This is a genomic window from Kitasatospora sp. NPDC002227 (assembly GCF_040296285.1).
In the GTDB taxonomy this organism is placed as follows: domain Bacteria; phylum Actinomycetota; class Actinomycetes; order Streptomycetales; family Streptomycetaceae; genus Kitasatospora.
Genome location: NZ_JBEOWY010000073.1, coordinates 1 through 20723, shown reverse-complemented (window position 1 = coordinate 20723; position 20723 = coordinate 1). Strand labels below are relative to the sequence as shown.

The following is a 20723-nucleotide window of genomic DNA, read 5'->3' as shown; positions in this document are numbered from 1 at the left end:
CGCCCGGCCCCAGGTCTGCACGTACAACGGCTGCGGCGCCGTGGCCGACTACCGGAGCCCGATGTGCCACTGCTGAGCCTGAGCCTGAGCCTGAGCCTGAGCCGCGCCGGCCGGGCGCCCGTCCGGGAGTCGGCCGGCCTGGGCCGGGACCGCCCCGGGCCGCAGGCCGCCCTGCTCGCGGGCGAAGGCGCGCAGCAGGGCCGGGTAGCGGTACCGCCCGGGCGCGTCGGTGGCCAGCAGGTGGGTGTCGACGAGCTGTTCGAGCAGCCGTTCCGCGGACGGGGGCGTCAGGTCGAGCGCCCGGGCCGCCTGCAGGGTGGAGAGCGGGCCGTCCGCGGCCCTGGCGAGCAGGCAGAAGGCCCTGGCGGCGGCGGGGTCGAGCTCCCGGTAGCTCGGTGCGACGCTGGCCCGGAAGTTCAGACTGCCCACCTGGAGTTCGTTCAGCACCAGCCGCTGGTCGGCCAGCCGGTCCGCGAGGTGTCGCAGGCTCCAGCCGGGCCGCGCGCCCAGCCGGGCGGCGCAGATCCGCAGCGCCAGCGGGAGCCGGCCGCACGCGGCGACCAGCTCTGCGGCCGCCTGCGGCTCGGCCGCCACCCGGGCCGTCCCGACCAGCCGCCGCAGCAGCAGCTCGGCCTCCGCCACGGGCAGCACCCCGAGTTCGAGCGGCAGCGCCCCGACCAGGTCGGCGATCCGGTGGCGGCTGGTGACCAGGGCCGCGCAGCCGGGGGCGCTCGGCAGCAGCGCGCGGGCCTGGGCGCTGTCGCGGGCGTCGTCGAGCACCACCAGGACGCGGCGGCCGGTCAGCAGCGAGCGGTAGAGCGAGACGCGGTCGGCGAGCCCGGCCGGCACCAGGTCGTGGGGCACCCCGAGGGCGATCAGGAAGGTCCGCAGCACGACGGTCGGCGGGGTCGGCCTGCCGTCCGCGTCGCGCAGCTCGGCGTGCAGCGTTCCGTCCGGGAAGGAGGCGTGGGCGGCGTGGGCGGCCTGACCGGCCAGCGCACTCTTGCCGACACCCGGCTGGCCCGAGACCACGGCGACGAACGGTGCCCGGCGGTCCGGCGCGGTCAGCCGGCCGGTGAGCAGGGACAGCTCGCGGGCTCGGCCGGTGAAGTCCGGCAGGGCCGCCGGGAGCTGGCAGGGCGTCACGGCCGGGCGGTCGGGCGCGGGCCGGTCGGCAGCGGAGTGGCCGGGCGCGGGCCGCGCGGCCGGGACGGCGGTCGCGGTGACGGTGACCTGCTCGGGGCGGGCCCGGGCCGGCCCGTCGAGGCCGGGGTCGGCCCGCAGCACCCGCTGGTGGACCTCGCGGAGTTCACTGCCGGGCTCGACCCCCAGCTCGTCGATCAGGGTCTGCCGCACCCGCCGGTAGACGGCCAGCGCCTCGCACTGCCGCCCGCCGCGGTACAGCACCGTCATGAGCTGGGCGGAGAAGCGCTCCCGCTCAGGGTGCTCGCGGGCCAGCGCGTGCAGCTCGGCGGTGAGCGCCCGGACGTCGCCGCCCAGGCTCAGCCGCGCCTCCACCCGCGCCTCCACGGCGTCCAGGTGGGCCTCGGTCAGCCAGCGGGCCTCCTTGCGCAGCAAGGTGTCCGAGGGGATGTCGGCCAGGGCGGGCCCGCGCCAGAGCCGCAGCGCGTCGTCCAGCCGGGCGGCGGCGCGCTCGAAGTCCTGCCGGCGCAGGGCCGCGACCCCCTCGTCGCGCAGCGCCGTGAACCGCCGCAGGTCCAGCTCCTGCGCCTCGACGTTGATCCGGTACCCGCCCGCGGTGGTCTCGATCCGCTCGCCCGCGGCGCCGAGGGCCTTGCGCAGCCGCATGACGTAGTTGCGCAGCGCGGCGGAGGCGCTGCGGGGCGGCTGCCCGTCCCAGACGGCCTCCGCCAGGGACTGCGCCGAGGTCGGCTGACCGTGCCGGACCAGGAGCGCGGCGAGCAGCGCCCGCTGCCTGCCGCCGGGGACGCTGCGGGTCTGCGCGCCGTCACGGACCACCAGGGGACCGAGGATCCCGAATTCCACTCGCCTGTTCTCCTGCGCCGTCGTCGCTCCGGGCGGTGGGCCCGGCCTCGCGGGCCCACCGTGCTGTCGGGACAAGTTCTACGGCGGGGGCGGTTGTCAGGGAGGACAGTGCGGGTGACGGCCGGTCAACCCCGGACAAACCCGAGGCGGCCGGGGCGCCCGGACAACGCCCGGACAACGCCCGGACAACGTCCGGACAACCGGACCGGCGGTGGCGCGAGGTCAGCCGCAGTGGCTCCGGCCACTGGTCCAGGGAGCTGCCCGCGCAGAAGGCGAAGCTGCCCGGGTGGTGACGCAGTTCCGCGGGCCGCGGCCTGGGTGTTCGCGCAGTGCCGGCCGTCCGGCCGACCGTGGCGGCGGCTGTCCGCCGGAGCAGGCCCGGACGGCGATGGCGAGGCACCGTGCTCGTTGGGGAGACGGGCAGGACAGGGCATGGCGCGGCCGGGTGCAACCCCCGGGCACCCGGTCGCGCCGTGCTGGACAGTCTTGGCGGAGGCGGTAACTTTTCCGTCCCACCCGCCGTACAGGCCCTAGGTGGCCGGGTAGCGGCAGGCGGCGCGGACGGCCGCCGTGCGGTCGAGGCCGCTCAGGGAGAGCGGCTGCGCCGGGGCGGCGGGCGGCAGGGTCAGTGCGTCCATCACGCCGGTGGGGCCGTCGCCGCCGAGGCAGGCGGCGGCGACCAGCTGGAGCGGGCCCTGATCGGCCGTCGGCTTCGGGATCCGCCAGGGCAGCACGAACCCGTCGGCGCCGACGCCGACCAGGCCGAGCTGGTGCCAGCGCGGCACCGGTACCGTCTGGCCGGTGTCGGAGAAGTAGCCGGCGAAGCCCACCACGCCGAGGTAGGACCCGGTGGCGCGCAGTTCGGCGGCCTCGGGATCGCCGGGCCGCCGGGTGGCGGCCAGGGAGATCGAGGAGGGGGCCGGCAGCTCGTCGGCGCAGTGCTGCGGCGGCAGCCCGGTCGGCGGGTTGCCGTGCACCACCGCCGAGGCGACCAGCCCGCCGCCGCTGAGCTTGAACCAGCGCACGTCGGGAGTCCCGGACGTCGGATCCATCTCGACGTCGCCGATGCAGTAGCCGACGAACTGGACCCGGCAGCCGGCCGGGATCTGGTCGATCACCGGGGTGCTGCGGCTGGCGCCGCTGCGGACCCGGGTGCTCCCGGTGTAGGTCGTGCCCTGGAAGGCCGCCCCCTCGGCCGGGCGGGCCGGGCAGCCCGAGGCGGCGAGGGTGTCCGCGTCGCTCCCCGGCCGCAGGACCACGAGAAGGCTGGTCAGTACGAGCATCAGGGCGACACCCAGGGCGGGCAGCCAGGTCCGGGCCGGCCAGCGGTGCCGGCGCGGCGCACGCGGCTCGGTGCCGTCGTCCCCGGGCGGGCTCACCACGGTCGGCGCGCAGTCCTGCGGCTGGGCCGGCTCGAGCACCGCCGTGACGGCCGGCGGGGTCTGGTCGGCAGTCGGCCGAACCCGGGCCCCGGCTTCCGCGGCGAGTCGGCGCTCCAGCGCGTACCAGCGCTTCTCCCAGCTCTCGGCGTTGCCACGGCAGGCACCGACGTACGCCAGCGTCACCTCCAGCGTGGGGCGGCGGACGCCGCCGGCGGCATCGCTCAGCGTCGTGGCGCTGAAGCCCGCCGTCGTCGCCAGGGCCCGGTAGGTCGGGTTCCCGGCTGCCTGCCGCAGGCATCTCAGCTCGTAGGCGAAGGACTGCAGCGGGCCCTCGTCCGGGTCCAGGGGCCGAGGCTTACGGGGCAACGGAGCCCCCAGCGTCGCGCACCTCCGGTACGGGCATTCCCGGTCCCCCCTCAGCTCCGTCGCCGCAAGCGGCCCCGCCGGTTCCCCCTACCGGCCGGCGACAACCTGTACCCGCACATCGAGTGATGGGCGGTCAGATTGTTACATAAGTTGTGGGAGGGTCGGTTCGACGGACTGGGACAGGAGGAGTGACGGGTGCTGGTGACAGCGGACTGGCCGGGGATCGCGAGCGACCTGCCGCCGGGAGGGCTGCTCAGGTTCCGGGCGGACGTCGCCGCGCGCATCTGGCCCGACCCGGAGGACGTGCGGTTCGCCGTCGAGTACGGAGTCCCTCATGCGCGCGGGCTGTTCCGGATCGCGGAGGGCATCGCCCGGCAGGACCCGGCGGTCCCGGCGGAGGCGTTCGCCCGGGAGGTCGAGCTCGAACCGGTCGACACGCCGCACGGGAGGCTCCAGCCCTTGGGGGAGTTGTATCAGGCGGATGTCCTGGTCAGGCTCGATGACGGCACCATCTGGGTGTCCGATCCGGATTCGGAGATCGAGTTCGAGCTGGTCAACCGGGACCTGTCCTCCCTGGCCTATCTCGTCTACATGTTCGAGGCGGAGCGGCCGGAGCCGGGGGAGCGTCCCACGCCGTACGACTGGGCCGACATCGGGGAGACCATCCGCGGGGACATCACCGCCTGGGACGCGCTTCCCTTCGAGAGCGGGGCGCAGTTCTGGGGGACGTACCTCGACTCCTACCCCATGATGTGAGTGAGAGGTGACCGACGACCATCAGGCCCGGCTCCGGGCACAGTTCGGCGAGCAGGGGCTGTACGGGGCCGAGGGAGGCGCCGTCCGTGCCGTCGTGCTCGGGACGCCGATCTCCACCGGCACGACGGTCACACGAAGGGGCCGTAGAACGGGCCGTAGGAGAGGTTGAAGCGGTCGCGGTAGGCGGCGGCCACCTCGGGGCCGGACCGGAGCTCGGGGCCGTCCTTGATCTCGTCCTTGGAGCGGTCGACGTGGACCTTCTGCTCGTCGTGGTCGACCCGGACGACGGTGCGGGCCGGGAGCAGGACGAACTTGCCGAAGGTCCACGGGCCGGTGTCGACCACCAGGTAGGCGCCGCGGACCTCCTCGGACTGCTTGTCGATCTTGCCGATGTGGCCATCGGCGGCCTCGACCTGGAAGCCGATCAGGTCGGTGCCGGGGACGTGGCCGGTGCTCGGGCGGTAGCTCCAGATCTCGTTGCCGGTCATGCGCTCTCCTCGGTCGTGGGCGGTCTTCGTTCGTGAGGTCGGCTGCCCCGCCTGGACGGCTTCATGCAGGCCGGGCCGGCCCGGCCTGGTGTCCGAGGGGCGGCCGGGGGGAAGGAGGCAGGAGTGCCGGCATTCACCCAGGGCATGGCCGAAGCCGTCCGGCGTGGGCTGCGGGCGCCCGCGACGGTGCTGACCCTGCGCGCGACGGCGGCGGCCACGCTCGCCTACGTGGTGGCACTGCGGGTGAGCAGCGAACCGGCGCCGCTGACGGCGCCGCTCACCGCGCTGCTCGTCGTCCAGGTCACCCTGTACTCCACCCTGACCACCGGGATCCGCCGGGTGAACTCGGTGGTGGCCGGGGTGCTGATCGCGATCGGGTTCAGCGCGGTGACGGGCCTGAGCTGGTGGAGCCTCGGGCTGATCATCCTCGCCTCGCTGACCGTGGGGCGTTTCGTGCGGGTCGACGAGTTCGTCAACGAGGTCGCGATCAGCGCGATGCTGGTGCTCGGAGTGACCAGACTGGCCTCGCAGGCCTGGGACCGGGTGCTGGAGACCCTGGTCGGAGCCGGCGTCGGCCTGCTGTTCAACCTGGTGTTCGCGCCACCGGTGTGGGTGGACACGGCGGGTGAGGCCGTCGAGGACCTCGCCCGGCGGGCCCGGCACCTGCTGGTGCGGATCGGGGAGGAGCTCGGCGGGCCGACCCGGGTCGAGCGGGCCGCCGAGCGGCTGCACGAGGCCCGCCGGCTGGACCAGGCGATCGCCGACGTGGACGCCGCGCTGCGCCAGGCCGAGGACAGCCTGCGGCTGAACCCGCGGATCAGTGAGGGCCTGCTCTCCCGGCTGGTGCTGCGGACCGGGCTGGACACGCTGGAGATCTGCGTGGTGGTGATCCGGGTGCTGGCGCGTTCCCTGACCGACCTGGCCAAGCGGCGCGAGCCGGAGGAGGGGCTCTTCCCGCCGGACGTGACCGTGGAGCTGGAGGACCTGCTGGCCCACCTCGGGGGCGCCCTGGTCAGCTTCGCCGTCCTGGTGTCCACCCAGGTCAGCCGGAACGCGGCGGAGGCCGAGGCGCGGCTGGCCGCCGAGCTCACCGCCGCCTGGGCCGTCCGCGACAACGTCGCCCAGCTGCTGCTGCGCAAGGTCCAGGAACACCCCGAGGCCTGGCAGCTGCACGGCTCGCTGCTCGCCGAGGTCGACCGCATCCTGGACGAGCTCGACCTGGACCACCGCTCGCGCCGCCTGATGGAGGAGCTGGACCGGGCCTCCGCCACCCGGCTGAGGCGCCTCCCACGCTTCGCCCGTGGGCGCAAGGCGGCCGCCTGACGCCGGATCAGCCGGGTTCGTAGGATGGACCGGCTCCACCGGGAGCAGGACGGGCCGGAGGGGACATGACGCAGGTGCTCGGGCGTGGCCGGGAGTTGGCGGAGCTGGACCGCCTGCTGCGGGAGGTGCGGGACGGGCGCAGCCGGGTGCTGGTGGTGTCCGGGGAGGCGGGGGTCGGCAAGTCGGTGCTGCTCGACCGGCTGGCCGTACGGGCGGCGCAGGGGCCGGGGCGGACCGTACGGGCGGCCGGGGCCGAGGCGGAGGCCGAGTTCGCGTACGCGGCGCTGCAGCGGCTGTGCGCTCCGCTGCTGGAGCACCTGGCGGCGCTGCCGCCGGTGCAGCAGGAGGCGCTGCGGGTGGCGTTCGGGCTGAGCGCGGGGCCGCCGCCGGAGCTGCTGCTGGTGGGGCTGGCGGTGCTCGGACTGTTCGCGGAGGCCGCCGCCGAGGCGCCGCTGGTGTGCCTGGTGGACGACGCGCAGTGGCTGGACCTGATGTCGCGGCGGATCCTGGCCTTCGTCGGGCGGCGGCTGGACGCCGAGTCGGTGGCGCTGGTGTTCGCCGAGCGGACCGGCGTGGCGCCGGTGGAGGAGCTGGCCGGGCTGCCGGAGCTGCGGCTGGGCGGGCTGGCCGAGGCCGACGCCCGGGCCCTGCTGGAGCGGGTGCTGCCGGGGCCGGTGGACGCCCTGGTCCGGGACCGGATCGTCGCCGAGACCGGCGGGAACCCGCTCGCGCTGCTCGAGCTGCCCCGGGGCCGGTCGGCGGCCGAGCTGGCGTTCGGCTTCGGCGGTGTGGGCGCCGGACCGCTGGAGACCCGAGTGGAGGAGGGCTTCCGGCGGCGGGTGGACGCGCTGCCGTCCGACACCCGCGCGCTGCTGCTGGTCGCGGCCGTCGAACCGGTCGGCGACGGGCCGCTGCTGTGGCAGGCGCTGCGCCTGCTGGGCATCGGCCCGGAGGCCGCCGCCCCGGCCGAGGCGGCGGAGCTGATCTCGCTGGGCGCCTCGGTGCGGTTCCGGCACCCGCTGGTGCGTTCGGCCGTCTGGCGCGGGGCGGACGCCGCCGGGCTGCGGGCGGCGCACGGGGCGCTGGCCGAGGCCACCGACGCCGGGCGCGACCCCGACCGGCAGGCCTGGCACCGGGCCCACGCCGCCCTCGGGCCGGACGAGCCGGCGGCCGTCGCCCTGGAGCGCTCAGCGGACCGGGCCCTGGCCCGCGGCGGCCGGGCGGCGGCCGCCGCCGTCCTGGAGCGCGCCGCGGCGCTGAGCCCCGACCCGAAGGGGCGGGCCCGGCGCTCGCTGGCCGCCGCCGCCGCGTACCTGGCCGCGGGCGTTCCGGCCCCGGCGCCCGACCTGCTGGCCGCCGCCGAGCTGGGACCGCTCGACCCGGTGCGGCAGGCCGAGGCGGGTCGGCTGCGGGCGAAAGCCGCGGCCATGACCACCGCCGGGCTCGGCGCGGTGCGGCCGCTGCTCGAGGCCGCCGAGCGGTTCCGCGACCTCGACCCGGCCGCCGCGCGGGAGACCTGCCTGGCGGCGTTCGGCGCGGCCGTCTGGGCCGGCCGGCACGGGGCGGACGGACTGCGGTGGGCGGCCGAGGCGGCCGGTGCGCTGCCACCGGGGGAGGAGCCGGCGGGCCTGTTCCTGCGCGCGCTGGCCACCTGGACCACCGCGGGCCCCGCCACCGCAGCCCCGCTGCTGGCGGCGGCGCTCGGCTCCGTCGTCGAGGCGGAGGTAGCAGTGGCGGGGAAGGCGGAGGCGGGGAAGGCGGAGGCGGGGAAGGCGCGGAAGGCGGGCGAGGTGGCGGAGGCAGGCCTGGCCCTGCTCCGGCCGGCCGTGGACGCCGCCGCGGAGCTGGGCGACCTGCGGAGCTGGCTGGAGGTCACCGAACGGGCGGTCGGCTCCGCCCGGGCCACCGGCACGCTGTCCGTCCTGCCGACCGCGCTGCCGCTGCGGGCCGTCGCGCTGGCCCACGCCGGCCGCCTCACGGAGGCCTGGGACCAGCTGGCGGAGGGCACGGCCGTCGAGGAGGCCGCCGGGGCGGCGGCCCGGCTGGCCGCGACCGCGCTGCTCGGCGCGTACCGGGGGCAGGAGCGGCCGGCCCTGGAGCTGATCGAGGCGGCGGAACGCGAGGGCGAGCAGTACGGCCTCGGCCGGCTCACCGCGGCGGCGGCCTGCGCGCGGGCCGTGTTGCACAACGGCCTGGGCAACTACCCACTCGCCGTGGCGGCGGCCCGGCAGGGTGTCGAGCACCGCGACCTCGGCCTGCACGGGTGGGCGAGCAGCGAACTGGTCGAGGCCGCCGCCAGGGCCGGTGAGCCCGCCCTGGCGGCCCGGGCCCGCGAGCGGCTGGCGCAGTGGGCCGGGGCGGGGACGCCCTGGGCGCTCGGCGCGCTGGCGGTGGCCGACGCGCTGACCGGCGCACCGGAGCGGGCCGAGGACCACTACCGCGCGGCCCTCGACCGGTTCGGCCAGGGCGGGCTCGGCGTGCTCGAGGCCCGGGCCAGGCTGCTGCTCGGCGAGTGGCTGCGCCGCCAGAACCGGCGGGCCCAGGCCCGCACCGAGCTGCGCGCCGCACACGAGGCGGCGGCCGCGATGGGCCTGGAGGCCTTCGCCGAGCGGGCCCGGCGCGAGCTGCTCGCCACCGGCGAGACCGTCCGCCGGCGCAGCGTCGGCGAGCCGGTGCTGACCCCGCAGGAGGCGCAGATCGCCCGGCTGGCCGCCACCGGGCACCCGAACGCCGAGATCGGCGCGCAGCTGTTCCTCAGCCCCCGCACGGTGGAGTGGCACCTGCGCAAGGTCTTCGCCAAGCTCGGCGTCTCCTCCCGGCGCGAGATCGAGGCCGCACTGGCCGGGCGGTGAGTCAGCTCTTCTGGCCGGACCGGTCGGTGAGCCTCCCCTCGGCGAGCCTTCCTCCGGCGAGCTCCAGGTGCCGCTCGACCTTGATCGCCTCCAGGAACCGGGTGTCGTGGCTGATCACCAGGAATGCCCCCTGATAGGCGTTGAGCGCCTGCTCCAGCTGCTCGATGCTGGTCAGGTCCAGGTTGTTGGTCGGCTCGTCGAGCAGCAGCAGGTGCGGCGCCGGCTCGGCGTACAGCACGCAGGCCAGGGTGGCCCGGAGCCGCTCGCCGCCGGAGAGCGCACGCACCGGCAGGTGGATCCGCGCGCCGCGGAACAGGAACCGGGCCAGGATGTTCAGCCGCCGGGCGTCCGGCAGGGAGGGCGCGAAGGCCGCGAGGTTCTCCGCGACGGTGCGGGCCTCGTCCAGCAGGTCGAGGCGCTGGGACAGGTACGCGACCCGGCCCTCCGCCCGGCGGACGGCCCCCGAATCGGGGGCGAGCCCGCCCTGGACCAGCCGCAGCAGGGTCGACTTGCCGGCCCCGTTCGCGCCCGACAGCGCGATGCGCTCGGGCCCCCGGACGGCCAGGTCGACGCCCGCGAGGACCTCGCGCTCCCCGAGGCGTTTGCGCAGCCGCTCGCCCTCGAACAGGGTGCGCCCGGCCGGCACCCGGGTGTCCGGGAGCTCCAGCGCGATGCTCTGCTCGGCCCGTACGGCGCGCGCCGCCTCGGCGGCCCGCTCCTGCGCATCACCGACCCGGGCGGCGTGCACCGCCCGGGCGGTGCCGGCGCTCTTCTCGGCGGAGCGCTTCAGGCCGCCCGCGACGATCCGGGCCAGGCCGGCGTCCTTGAGGCCCCGCTGGGCCGTGCCGGCCCGGCGCTCGGCCCGCTCGCGGGCCTGCTGCATCTCGCGCTTCTCGCGCTTGACCAGCAGCTCGGCGCTGCGCAGGGTGCGCTCGGCGGCCGACCGCTCGGTGGCGACGGCCTCCTGGTACGCGCTGAAGTTGCCGCCGAAGAGCCGGAGTTCGCCACGGTCGAGCTCGGCGATCCGGTCCATCCGGTCGAGCAGCTCGCGGTCGTGGCTGACCACCAGCACGCAGCCCCGGAAGCCGTCGAGCAGCTCGTGCAGGCGGGCCCGCGCGGTGGCGTCGAGGTTGTTGGTCGGCTCGTCGAGCAGCAGGACGTCGGGGCGTTTGAGCAGCACCCCGGCCAGGCCGAGACCGATGGCCTGGCCGCCGCTCAGCCGGTCGAGCCGGTCCCGCAGGCCGACTTCGCCGAGGCCGAGGCGGTCGAGCTCGACCCGCGCCCTGTCCTCCACGTCCCAGTCGTCGCCGACGGTGGTGAAGTGGTGCTCGGCGGTGTCGCCGGACTCGATCGCGTCCAGCGCCGCGACGACCTCGGCCACGCCGAGCACCTCGGCGACCGTGCGCTCGGCCGTCAGCGGCAAGTCCTGCGGCAGGTGGCCGAGCACGCCCGCCACCGAGACCGAACCGGCGGCCGGGGTGAGCAGGCCGGAGATCAGCCGGAGCAGGGTGGACTTGCCGGCGCCGTTCGGGGCGACCAGGCCGACCCGCCCGCTGTCGAGGCTGAAGCTGAGGCCGGAGAAGACCGGGGTGTCGTCCGGCCAGGAGAAGGTGAGGTCGGAGACGACCAGGGGGGACTGTGACATGACGGTGCCCTAGGGAGAGGCCCGCGCGGCGGCATGCGTGACGGAAGTGCGTCCTGGCATGGGTGAGCGCGGGTGAATGTGACAGGGGAGGACGGAGGCGGCGCCGGGCAGCGGATCGTCGGCGGTGGACCTTCGATCGGAACGCGCTCGGGGCCGGGACAGAGCTCGCTCAGTGCGAGATGTCGTCGTCGCTCAGCATGTCGGACTCCTTCATCGGGGCAAATCGCACGTTAGCAGGCGCGCAGGTGGTGGTCACGTCATTTGTCAGGTCGTGGGCTCCATGGGGCTCCTGGCGCGGAGTGGGCCGGGAGGGCGCGGGGGTCGCCCTCCCGGCGGGTGGGGATGGTCAGCGGGTGCGAGGTGCTCAGCGGCGGGAGGTGCTCAGCGGGTGGCGCGGGCGGCCTGGTCGATGACGGCGGCCACCAGGGCGGGGTGGGAGAGCGCGACCGAGTGGGAGGCGGCCACCTCGGTGGTGCGGGCGTGGGCGCGGGCGGCCATGAAGCGCTGGGCGGCGGCCGGGATGTTGCGGTCCTCGGTGGTGACGATGTCCCAGCTGGGGACGGTCTGCCAGGCGGCCGCCGTGGCCCGCTCGGTGAGGGCCGCCTGCGCGATCGGGCGCTGGGCGGCGGCCGCCGACGCGGCCCGGTCGGCCGGCACGTCGGCGGCGAACTGGGCCCGGAACTTGTCCTGTCGGATGTAGAGGTCCGTGCCGGTGCTGCCGTCGGGGTTGGTGAACGGCACCTGGTCCAGCGCGGCGGGCAGCGTGGAGCCGGGGAACCGCTCCGTCAGCTGCAGCGCCGACTCGCCCGGGGCGGGCAGGAACGCGGCGACGTAGACCAGGGCCCGGACCCTCGGCTCGCCGACCGCCGCCTCGCTGATCACCGAGCCGCCGTAGGAGTGGCCGACCAGGACCACCGGCCCCTTGAGGTGGTCGATCACGCTGCGCAGCGCGGCGGCGTCGGAGGCCGGGCCGCGCAGCGGATCGGCGGCGGCCACCACGGGGTAGCCGCCGCGCCGCAGTTCGGCGATGACGCCCGCCCAGCTGGAGCCGTCGGCGAACGCGCCGTGCTCCAGCACGACGGTGGGTTTCGGGGCGCGGTCGGGCACGGCCGCTGAGGCAGCCGCCGGGCTCGCGGCGTCCGCGCTGCCGGTGAGTGCGAACGCGCCGAGGGCGGCGGCCAGGGCGGCCGTACCGGCGACGTACCGGCGCTTGCGGCCGTTCGCGAGGCTGAACACGGGGATCACGCTCCAGAGGGTGCGGTCGGTGGGATCGGTGCTCTCCACTCTCGGCCTCGGCCGGCCCCGGCACATCGGTCGTCCGACTGCAGTCGGGGTGCCGTCGGACGACCGATGTGCCGGGGCGGGGTCGGTGGCCAGGCTGGGGGTGCTGCCCCCGAATCCGAGGAGAGAGACCATGAAACGACGGTTCCTGGCCGTCGCCGCCTGTGCCCCGCTGGCCGCCGTCTGCCTGCCGGCCGGCGCTTCGGCTGCCGCCCCGGCGCCGTACGCCTGCGCATCGGTCACGCCAACCGCCCCGCCCGGCACGGTGGTCGAGTCGGTGCGCGTGGCCGACGTCCCGGCCGGTGCCTTCCAGGTGCCCGGGGCGCCGCCGCTCGGCGGGTTCCCGGTGCCGGACGTGCCGGCGCACTGCGAGGTGACGGTCACGCTGACCCACCCCGGCGCCGACGACCACGCCAAGGTCAACGTCTGGCTGCCGCAGGCAGGTTGGAACGGGCGCTTCCAGGCGGTCGGCGGGGTCGCCTACGCCGCCGGGGACAGCGGCGCCGGGCTGGCCGGGGCGGTCAAGCAGGGCTACGCGGCCGCCACCACCGACGCCGGGGTCGGCGGAGCGCTGGAGACCGGCTGGGCGCTGGACCCGGCCGGGAGGGTGAACACGGCGCTGCTCGACAACTTCGCCGCCCGCTCCGCGCACGAGCTGGCGCTGGTCGGCAAGGAGGTGGTGGCCGAGGCCTACGGCCGGGCCGCCGCCTACTCGTACTGGAACGGCTGCTCCACCGGCGGCCGCCAGGGCTATCTGGAGGCGCAGCGGTACCCGGCCGACTTCAACGGCATCAACGCGGCTGCACCGGCCATCAATTGGAACCAGTTCGAGGTCGCCACCCTGTGGCCGCAGGTGGTGATGAACGAGGCGCACACCTACCCGACGGCCTGCGAGTTCGACGCCTTCAACCAGGCCGCGCTCAAGGCCTGCGACCGGCTCGACGGCCTCGCCGACGGCCTGGTGAGCGACCCGGGGCGGTGCGAGTTCGACCCGCGCCGCCTGATCGGCACCCGGATCGAGTGCGAGGGCAGGCAGCTCACCGTCACGGCGGCGGACGCCGAGGTGGTCCGCCGGATCTGGGACGGCCCGCGCGGGGCCGACGGCCGGCGGCTCTGGTACGGACTGCCGGTCGGCGCGGACTTCCGCTACCTGGCCGCCAGCAAGCCGGACGGGCGAGGCGGCACCACGGGTGCGCCGTTCTTCGTCCCGGCTGCCTGGGTCGCCACCTTCGTGGAGAAGCAACCAGCCTTCGACACCGCGCACTTGAGCACCGCGCAGTTCGAGGAGATCTTCCGGCGGGCCCGCGCCGAGTACGATCCGGTGATCGGCACCCGGGACCCGGACCTCACCGCCTTCCGCGACGCCGGCGGCAAGCTGCTCACCTGGCACGGGGACGCCGACCAGCTCATCCCCACGGCCGGTACGGTCGACTACCGTCGACGCGTGGAGCGGGAGTTGGGCGGCGCGAAGAAGGTGGACGAGTTCTACCGGCTGTTCCTCGCGCCGGGTGCCTCGCACTGCGGCCTGAACGGCGGCGGGGTCGACGACCTGGCGGCCCTGACCGCCTGGGTCGAGCAGGGCAGGGCGCCCGCGGTGCTGCACGCCACCCTGACCACCGCCACCGGCCGGGCCGTCGCCCGCGACCTGTGCCGGTATCCGATGGTCTCCCGCTACCCGGGCCGCGGCGACGCCTTCCGCTGTGTGTCCGGCTGACCTCCGTCAGAGGCCCAAGTCGGCGGCCAGGCAGGCGAATCTGACCGCCTGGCCGTCGGAGTCGTAGGTGACCTGACGGTCTGTCAGTGCCGCTCGGGTCGGGACCAGGTCCTCGACGGCGACCCGGGGCGGGAGTGCGCCGTAGCGGGCGCTGCGGATCCGCGCCGCCTCCTCGTCGGTCACCGCCCGTCCGCGTCGACGACGGCCTGGGCGAAGGCAGTCGGCGCCTCCTGGGGCGCGTTGTGGCCGACGCCGGGCAGCAGGCGGTGCTCGTACGGGCCGGTGAAGTACTTCCGGTACGCCGCGCCGTCGGTGGCGGAGAGGAAGGGGTCCAGGGCCGGGTCCAGGGTGACGGTCGGCACGGTGACGGGCGGGCGGTCCGCCAGGAGCTGTTCGTAGCGGTCGTAGCGGCGCTCGCCGTCGGCCAGGCCGAGGCGCCAGCGGTAGTTGTGGACGACGACGGCGGCGTAGTCGGGGTTGTCGAAGGCGGCGGCGGTCCGCGCGAAGGTGGCGTCGTCGAACCGCCAGGTCGGCGAGACCTCCGCCCAGACGAGCCGGGCCAGATCGTGGCGGTACTGCCTGTTCTCCAGGGCTGCCCGCCCACGGTCGGTGGCGAAGTAGTACTGGTACCACCAGGTGTGCTCGGCCTTCGGCGGCAGCGGGTTCCGCTGCGCGGCCACGTCGGTGATCAGGTAACCGCCGACCGACACCAGGGCCTTGACCCGCTCCGGCCACAGCGCCGCGAGAATGCCGGCCGTCCGCGCGCCCCAGTCGAAGCCGGCCAGCACGGCCCGGTGGATCTTCAGGGCGTCCATCAGCGCCAGGACGTCGAGCGCGATCGCGGACTGCTGGGCGTTGCGGACGGTGGCCGGGGACCGGAAGGCGGTGGTGCCGTGACCGCGCAGGTACGGCACGATCACCCGGTACCCGGCGTCCGCGAGCAGCGGCGCCACGTCCACGAAGCTGTGGATGTCGTAGGGCCAGCCGTGCAGGCAGACGACCACCGGCCCGTGCGCCGGCCCGGCCTCGGCGTAGCCGATGTCGAGCAGGCCGGCCCGGATCTGCTCGAGGGCGGCGAAGCCGGTGCGCGGGCCGGCCGGACGGGCGGGGGCGGCGGCGGCCGGGGTCAGCGGCGCGGCGGCCGCCGGGGCCAGCGGTGCGGCTGCCGCGCCGAGCGCGAGTGCGGTGGTGAAGGTGCGTCGGTCGATCATGTCTGTTCCCTTCATCGGGGTGAGAGCTGTTCGGCTCGGCCGAGGGCGTCGCGCAGGGCGGCCCGGGTGGTGATGCCGAGCTTGGGGAAGACGCGGTACAGGTGCGAGCCGACGGTGCGGGGCGAGAGGTGCATCCGCTCGCCGATCTGCCTGTTCGTCAGGCCGCTCGCGGCCAGGTCGGCGATGCGGTGCTCCTGGCAGGTCAGGGAGGTGCGGCCGGGCCCCGTGGCACGGGGCCCGGGCGGGTCGGGGCGGACCGCGATCAGCAGTTGCACCCGGCCGCCCGCCAGCCGCCGCCCCACGAAACCGCAGACCTCGGCGCTGGCGTCGTCCAGCCACTGCCCGTCGTCCACGGCGAGCAGCAGCGGGCGCCCGGCGGCCGCCCGGGTCAGCAGGCCGAGCACCGCGACGCCGATCGCCAGGACCGACGGCGGTTCGCCCGGCGCCGCGGCGAACACGGCGCCGAGGGCGGCCCGGTGCTCGTCGCCCGGCTGCGCGGCCTCCGTGAGCAGGGGGTGGAGGAGCTGGTGCAGCCCGGCGTACGGGAGCGCGGACTCCGCCTCGACGCCGGTGGCCCGCAGGACGAGCCGGCCCTGCTGCTCCGCCCCGGCGGCGGCCCGGGCCAGCAGCGCGCTCCCGGTCTCGCCCCTGAGTACGAGCGACCCGCCGGTGGCGGCCGTGACGAAGGCCGCGAGCTCCGCACGTTCGGCGGTTGCCGTGGTGCCCACCGCCGTCAGCTGCCGAGCCCGGCCGCGCGGGCCATGTGGGCGGCGTACCAGAGGGGCCAGTCCGGGTCGGGGCGGCCGAGTTCGACCTCGTACGTGTGGTGGGCCCGGGCCGCGTCGCGCAGCGCCTGCTCGAGCTCCTCGGCCGAGCGGTAGACCGCGTGGCTGATCCGGCCCGGCCGCCGGGCGGTCACCTCCTGCAGGACGAAGGTGTTGCCGTCCGGGTCGGCGAAGGACGCGAACGAGCCGTACGACTGCCGGGTGGGGTGCGGGCCGGGCACCCGGGCGGTGGTGCCCGCGTGGTGGAAGACCCCGCCGGCGTCGTGGAAGACCTCGCTCACCTCGGCCCCGGCGGCCGTCAGTTCGGCGCGGGCCGCCAGGATGTCGTCCACGACCAGGTGCACACCCCGCTCGGAACCCGGCGCGGCGTCGGTCACGCCGCTGCCGATGACGAGCGAGACGGCCGAGCCGGGCGGGGTCAGGTGCACCACCCGGAAGCCGCTCGGCCCGGCGAAGTCGACGTCCTCGCGGAAGCCGATCCGGGTGTAGAACTCCTTGGCCCGGTCCACGTCCGACACCGGGACCACCACGACCTCGATCTTGAACTCCATCTTGCGCCGGCTCCTTCGCCCTCAGCGGCCGCCCCCTCGGCGGCCACCGATCACGATCCCGGGAGCACGGGCCCGTCGAGCCAGGGTCGGACCCTGGTCACCCCGGGCCCGGGTACTGGCCAGGGGTGACCAGGGTCCGACCCTGGCTCGACGGGGTGCCGCCGACGGGGAGTCTGGGGCCCGGCCGGTCAGCGGACCGGCCACCGACGAGCAGGGAGACCACCATGGCGACCATCCGCTTCACCGAGCACACCACCGCCACCCCCGAGCAGTTCCTGGCCTGCCTCACCGACTTCGGCCCGGGCCGCCGGGAGCTGTTCCCGAACAGCGCCGAGGAGTACCTGAAGGTCCACACGGCCGGCCCCGACCACGCCGAGGTCACCGAGGGCTCCGGCGGCGTGTGGGAGCGCCTGCGCTACGACTGGTCCGACCCGGCCCGCGTGGTGATGACCACCGTCGACTCCAACCTCTGGGGCGGCGCCTCGGGCCACACCTACACCTTCACCCGCCTCCCCGACGGCACCACCCGCCTGGACGTCGTGGTCATCCGCGAAGGCAGGAACCTCAAGGGCCGATTCACCGGCCTCCTCCTCGCCACCCTCGGCCGGGGCGTCCTGGCCAAGGCCCTCAAGCAGACGGTCAGGACGGTGGAGGCCCGCAGCCGGGCGGTCCGATGACGCTCGGTCGAGGGTCATCGGTCGAGGGTCAGGGGAGGGCTTCGGAGAGGCGGACGAAGTGGCGGCCGGTGGCGAGGAGGGCTGGGAGGGCGGTGGCGAAGCCGGGCGCGGTGCCGCCGGCGGGGTGGTTGAGGTGGGCGATGACGATGGTGCCGGGCGGAGTGGTGGTGAGTTGCCGGTGGACCTGGGGGGCGGTGAGGGTGGCTCCGGCGTCGGCGTTGACGGTGAAGCCGGCCACGCGTTCGCCCAGATCGGTGACGACCTGGGTGGCGATGTCGTCGTAGTGGGCGGTGCCGGAGCGGAAGAAGCGCGGGGGGTGGCCGAGCAGGGCGGTCAGCTTCCGGGTGTTGCCGGCGACCTCGTCGTAGACCTCGCCGAGGTCGTGGGTGCCGGTGATGCCGTAGGCGGAGCGGCCGGTGACGGAGAGTGGGCGGTGGGAGGTGCCGTGGTTGCCGATCTCGAAGAGCGGGTCGGCGGCGAGCTCGGCGAAGACGGTCGGATTGGCGTCGATCCAGCGGGCGTTGAGGAAGAGCGTGGCCGGTACGGCCTGGGTGCGCAGCAGCGCGACCAGGTCGGCGTCGTAGCCGCTGCCGCCGGGCCCCCCGCAGGCGTCGAAGGTGAGGGCGGTCGCGGTCGAGCCCTCGGGCAGCCGGGTGATCACGCCGGTGACGTCGAGGCCCCACTGGGTCGGCGCCGCGCCGCTGTGCCGGGCGATGACCTCCGGGCGGGTGGGTAGTGCCGAACCGGTGGACGGCGAGGGTGAAGGGGTAGGGGCGGGAGAACGGTCGGGCGAGGGCGAAGGGGTGGGGGAGGGCGACGGCTGGGCTGCGGCCGGGCTCCGGCAGCCCGCCAGGGCGGTGGCGGCCGTCGCGAGCAGGGTGCGACGGCTCAGCTGACGGTGATTCGGTTCGTTCCTCATAACTCTCTATGAACCGACGGAATGCTATGGACCGCAACTCCACCGCATGCTAATGCCGGATTGTTGTGAACCGGATCTGCTTACTGTTTATAGAATTCCCGCTACGCGCATTGACCGGCCCTGACCTGTGCGTTCAATTTCTGTTAAGGCTCCGCGAATTTTCCGGTGAGCGCGAATCGTTGACTCCTGTTCACCGGCTCTGATTTGCTTCCGGCTGCCAGGCGGGGCCGGTCGGCGAATTCCGGCGGACCTGCCTGCCCCTCACACCCCACGAGAGGCTCCCCCATGGGCACTTCCCCCACCAAGGCGCTGACGGCCGTTGCCGCGCTGGCGCTCGCTGGTGCCGCCTTCGCCGTCACCCCGGCTTCGGCGAACCAGCCCGGTGACGAGTTCGCCGGCCAGTCCCACCCGTACCGGCACGGCGTCGTGATGGCCAAGGGCGTCACCAACAACGCGGTGCACCGCACCAGCAACCTGAAGTTCGGCGGCAACGTCGACGGCATCGGCGTCACCACCGGCCCCGAGAAGGTCTACCTGGTCTTCCTGGGCTCCCAGTGGGGCACCCAGGGCACCGACGCGAACGGCTACACCACCCTGTCGGGTGACCCGCAGGGCATCGCCGTCCGCGCGCAGCAGCTGTTCAAGGGCCTGGGCACCAACGGCGAGACCTGGTCCGGCGTCATGACCCAGTACTGCCAGGGCGTCGCGACCGGTGCGACCAGCTGCCCGTCGACCGCCGCGCACGTGGGCTACCCGACCGGCGGCGCGCTGGCCGGTGTCTGGCTGGACAACTCGGCCGCCGCGCCGAGCCAGGCGACCGGCAACCAGCTGGCCACCGAGGCCGTCAAGGCGGCCGGCCACTTCGGCAACACCACCGCCGCGGCGAACCGCAACGTGCAGTACGTGATCATGTCGCCGACCGGCACCCACCCGGACGGCTTCAACACCTCCACCGGCCAGTTCTGCGCCTGGCACGACTGGAACGGCGACACCACCCTGTCCGGCGGCGCGGCCGCCTCCCCGTACGGCGACGTGGCGTTCACCAACGACCCGTACGTGACCGACATGGGCACCTCCTGCGGCCAGAACTACGTCAACGCGGGCAGCGCGGGCACCCTGGACGGCGTGACCATGGTCTACGGCCACGAGTACGCCGAGACCGTCACCGACCAGAACCCGGCCGGTGGTTGGACCGACTCCAGCGGCCAGGAGAACGCCGACAAGTGCGCCTGGAAGGGCACCGGCGGCGTCGGCGGCTCGCAGAACGTCACCTTCGCGACCGGCTCCTTCGCCATGCAGGGCACCTGGGCGAACGACTACAACGGCGGCGCGGGCGGCTGCGAGATCTCGCACCCGATCGTCCCCTGATCCGGACGGCCGCCGGTCGCCCGTGACCGGCCGGGAAGCCCCCGGGTGAGCCCAAGCGGCCTGCCCGGGGGCCTCCGTTATTTCCTCGAGCGCTCCGGCCGGTGCCGGATAGGCTGCCCGCATCGTGGCCGAACGGGCCGGCAACAAGCCGCCGGCAGGGCCGACTTGACGGAGTGAGGAGCGGCCGAGATGACGAGCGGGACGCAGGGCCCCGGGCTGGCCGAGCTGTTGGGCCGCTACCGGCCGCAGGGGGCGGCCGAGGCGGCGGACCACGAGCGGATCATGGGCCTGGTCGGCTCGCCGGGGGAGTGGAGCCGGGCCACCCCGCTGCACTTCACGGCCTCCGCGCTGATCGTCCACCCCAAGTCGCGGCGGGTGCTGCTGCGTTGGCACGTCCGCCAGCAGGCCTGGCTGCAGGTCGGCGGGCACGGCGACCCGGGCGAGACGCTGCCGCTGGAGATCGCCCTGCGGGAGGGCCGGGAGGAGACCGGGCTGACCGACCTGGTGCCGTGGCCGGACGCCGCGCTCGTCCACTTGGCCGTCGTCCCGGTGCCGGCCTCGCCGCGCGAGGCGGCGCACGAGCACGCCGACCTGCGGTTCCTGCTGGCCACCGGGACCCCGGACGAGGCACGGCCGGAGAAGCCGGACGCGCCGCTGGAGTGGCTCACCGTGGCGCAGGCCCGCGAGCGGACCAGCGAGGAGAACCTGCGCGAGACGCTGGGCCGGGCAGGGCGGCTGCTGGACTCCGTCTGAGGCGGCCCGGACGAAAACCGGTGGGAGCGGGAGCAGCACGCCGGTACCCTCGGGGCGTTGTGTGCGTGTACATCCGATTCTGTTCCAGGGGGATCAGCGGTGCTCAAGGGCCAGACGCTCGTGTTCGACGCCGACGACACGTTGTGGGAGAACAACGTGCTCTTCGAGCGGGTCATCGACGGCTTCCTCGACCGGTACTCGGCGCCCGGGGAGCGGGAGAGCACCCGGGGCCTGCTCGACCGGATCGAGGCGGAGAACGCGGTCACGCTCGGGTACGGCGCCGAAGTGTTCCGGCAGAGCCTGCGGGACTGCCTGGAGCAGCTGACCGGCCGGGCGGCCGACGAGCAGGACGCCGCCACGATCGAGGAGCTGCTCACGCCGCTGACGATCCGTGAGGTCGAGCTGATCGACGGCGTGGCCGAGACCCTGGCGGCGCTCGCCGGGAGCCACGAGCTGCTGCTGCTCACCAAGGGGGACTTGGCGGAGCAGCAGCGGAAGGTGGACGCCTCGGCCCTCGCGCACCACTTCCGCGGCATCCACATCGTGCCCGAGAACGGCTTCCAGTAGCTTCCGGTGGCCTCCATCACCACCCGCTGGACGCCCTGGCACAGCAGCCGGTCACCGAGTTCCAGGACCGCGTTGGTG

Annotated in this window: 18 protein-coding genes; 8 read left to right on the top strand and 10 right to left on the bottom strand. The window is 75.1% G+C overall.

All coding sequences use genetic code 11. The annotated features are described in order from the left end of the window. Positions 1–48 precede the first annotated feature (48 nt). Positions 49–2007 (bottom strand): AfsR/SARP family transcriptional regulator, encoded by a 1959-nt coding sequence (locus ABT095_RS36410; protein WP_350533894.1) that lies wholly within the window; start codon positions 2005–2007, stop codon positions 49–51. A gap of 530 nt (positions 2008–2537) precedes the next feature. Next, positions 2538–3755, bottom strand: a complete 1218-nt coding sequence (locus tag ABT095_RS36405; protein ID WP_350533893.1) for a hypothetical protein — start codon at positions 3753–3755, stop codon at positions 2538–2540. 195 nt (positions 3756–3950) lie between these two features. Between ABT095_RS36405 and ABT095_RS36400 the strand changes: the two genes are divergently transcribed. Beyond that, positions 3951–4511 (top strand): SUKH-4 family immunity protein, encoded by a 561-nt coding sequence (locus tag ABT095_RS36400; RefSeq protein ID WP_350533892.1) that lies wholly within the window; start codon positions 3951–3953, stop codon positions 4509–4511. Positions 4512–4639: 128 nt separating this feature from the next. Here the strand turns inward: ABT095_RS36400 and ABT095_RS36395 are convergent, their stop codons facing one another. Continuing rightward, positions 4640–4999: a PRC-barrel domain-containing protein gene (locus ABT095_RS36395; protein ID WP_350533891.1), complete on the bottom strand. Its 360-nt coding sequence runs from the start codon at positions 4997–4999 to the stop codon at positions 4640–4642. 144 nt (positions 5000–5143) lie between these two features. On the opposite strand from ABT095_RS36395, the gene ABT095_RS36390 reads away from it, so the two are divergent. Then, entirely contained in the window at positions 5144–6322 is a 1179-nt protein-coding gene (locus tag ABT095_RS36390; RefSeq protein WP_350533901.1) for an FUSC family protein, read from the top strand. Between the two features lie 65 nt (positions 6323–6387). Then, entirely contained in the window at positions 6388–9174 is a 2787-nt protein-coding gene (locus tag ABT095_RS36385; RefSeq protein ID WP_350533890.1) for an AAA family ATPase, read from the top strand. A gap of 1 nt (position 9175) precedes the next feature. Here ABT095_RS36385 and ABT095_RS36380 read toward each other — a convergent pair whose 3' ends face one another. Continuing rightward, positions 9176–10819, bottom strand: coding sequence for an ABC-F family ATP-binding cassette domain-containing protein (locus ABT095_RS36380; RefSeq protein WP_350533889.1), 1644 nt, complete (start codon positions 10817–10819; stop codon positions 9176–9178). Between the two features lie 381 nt (positions 10820–11200). Then, complete coding sequence (locus ABT095_RS36375) at positions 11201–12055, bottom strand: alpha/beta fold hydrolase (protein WP_502885131.1); 855 nt, start codon at positions 12053–12055, stop codon at positions 11201–11203. A gap of 178 nt (positions 12056–12233) precedes the next feature. Here ABT095_RS36375 and ABT095_RS36370 point away from each other — a divergent pair, with 178 nt between their 5' ends. Beyond that, positions 12234–13814 carry a DUF6351 family protein gene (locus ABT095_RS36370; protein WP_350533888.1) on the top strand — a complete coding sequence of 527 codons (1581 nt, stop codon included), beginning with the start codon at positions 12234–12236 and terminating at the stop codon, positions 13812–13814. Between the two features lie 6 nt (positions 13815–13820). On the opposite strand, the gene ABT095_RS36365 is transcribed toward ABT095_RS36370, so the two are convergent. Genes ABT095_RS36365 through ABT095_RS36350 form a run of 4 tightly spaced genes read right to left on the bottom strand, consistent with a single transcriptional unit; the run spans position 13821 to position 16361 of the window. Then, positions 13821–13997: a hypothetical protein gene (locus ABT095_RS36365; RefSeq protein ID WP_350533887.1), complete on the bottom strand. Its 177-nt coding sequence runs from the start codon at positions 13995–13997 to the stop codon at positions 13821–13823. Further along, positions 13994–15025, bottom strand: a complete 1032-nt coding sequence (locus ABT095_RS36360) for an alpha/beta fold hydrolase (RefSeq protein WP_350533886.1) — start codon at positions 15023–15025, stop codon at positions 13994–13996. Before ABT095_RS36360 ends, ABT095_RS36365 begins: the two co-directional genes overlap by 4 nt. A gap of 11 nt (positions 15026–15036) precedes the next feature. Next, the gene (locus ABT095_RS36355; RefSeq protein ID WP_350533885.1) at positions 15037–15753 is read right to left on the bottom strand and encodes a helix-turn-helix transcriptional regulator; all 717 of its coding nucleotides are present in this window, start codon (positions 15751–15753) and stop codon (positions 15037–15039) included. Positions 15754–15758: 5 nt separating this feature from the next. Beyond that, positions 15759–16361, bottom strand: a complete 603-nt coding sequence (locus tag ABT095_RS36350; RefSeq protein ID WP_350533884.1) for a VOC family protein — start codon at positions 16359–16361, stop codon at positions 15759–15761. 224 nt (positions 16362–16585) lie between these two features. Here ABT095_RS36350 and ABT095_RS36345 point away from each other — a divergent pair, with 224 nt between their 5' ends. Further along, on the top strand, positions 16586–17038 hold the full coding sequence (locus ABT095_RS36345; protein ID WP_350533883.1) for an SRPBCC family protein: 453 nt from the start codon (positions 16586–16588) through the stop codon (positions 17036–17038). A 28-nt stretch (positions 17039–17066) separates the two neighbouring features. Here the strand turns inward: ABT095_RS36345 and ABT095_RS36340 are convergent, their stop codons facing one another. After that, positions 17067–17957 carry a polysaccharide deacetylase family protein gene (locus tag ABT095_RS36340; protein WP_350533882.1) on the bottom strand — a complete coding sequence of 297 codons (891 nt, stop codon included), beginning with the start codon at positions 17955–17957 and terminating at the stop codon, positions 17067–17069. 285 nt (positions 17958–18242) lie between these two features. Between ABT095_RS36340 and ABT095_RS36335 the strand changes: the two genes are divergently transcribed. From ABT095_RS36335 to ABT095_RS36325, 3 genes are all read left to right on the top strand, one after another. Continuing rightward, positions 18243–19325, top strand: coding sequence for a hypothetical protein (locus ABT095_RS36335; RefSeq protein WP_350533881.1), 1083 nt, complete (start codon positions 18243–18245; stop codon positions 19323–19325). Between the two features lie 189 nt (positions 19326–19514). Next, entirely contained in the window at positions 19515–20078 is a 564-nt protein-coding gene (locus ABT095_RS36330; RefSeq protein ID WP_350533880.1) for an NUDIX hydrolase, read from the top strand. A 99-nt stretch (positions 20079–20177) separates the two neighbouring features. Next, positions 20178–20645, top strand: a complete 468-nt coding sequence (locus ABT095_RS36325) for an HAD family hydrolase (RefSeq protein ID WP_350533879.1) — start codon at positions 20178–20180, stop codon at positions 20643–20645. The last annotated feature ends 78 nt before the right edge of the window (positions 20646–20723 follow it).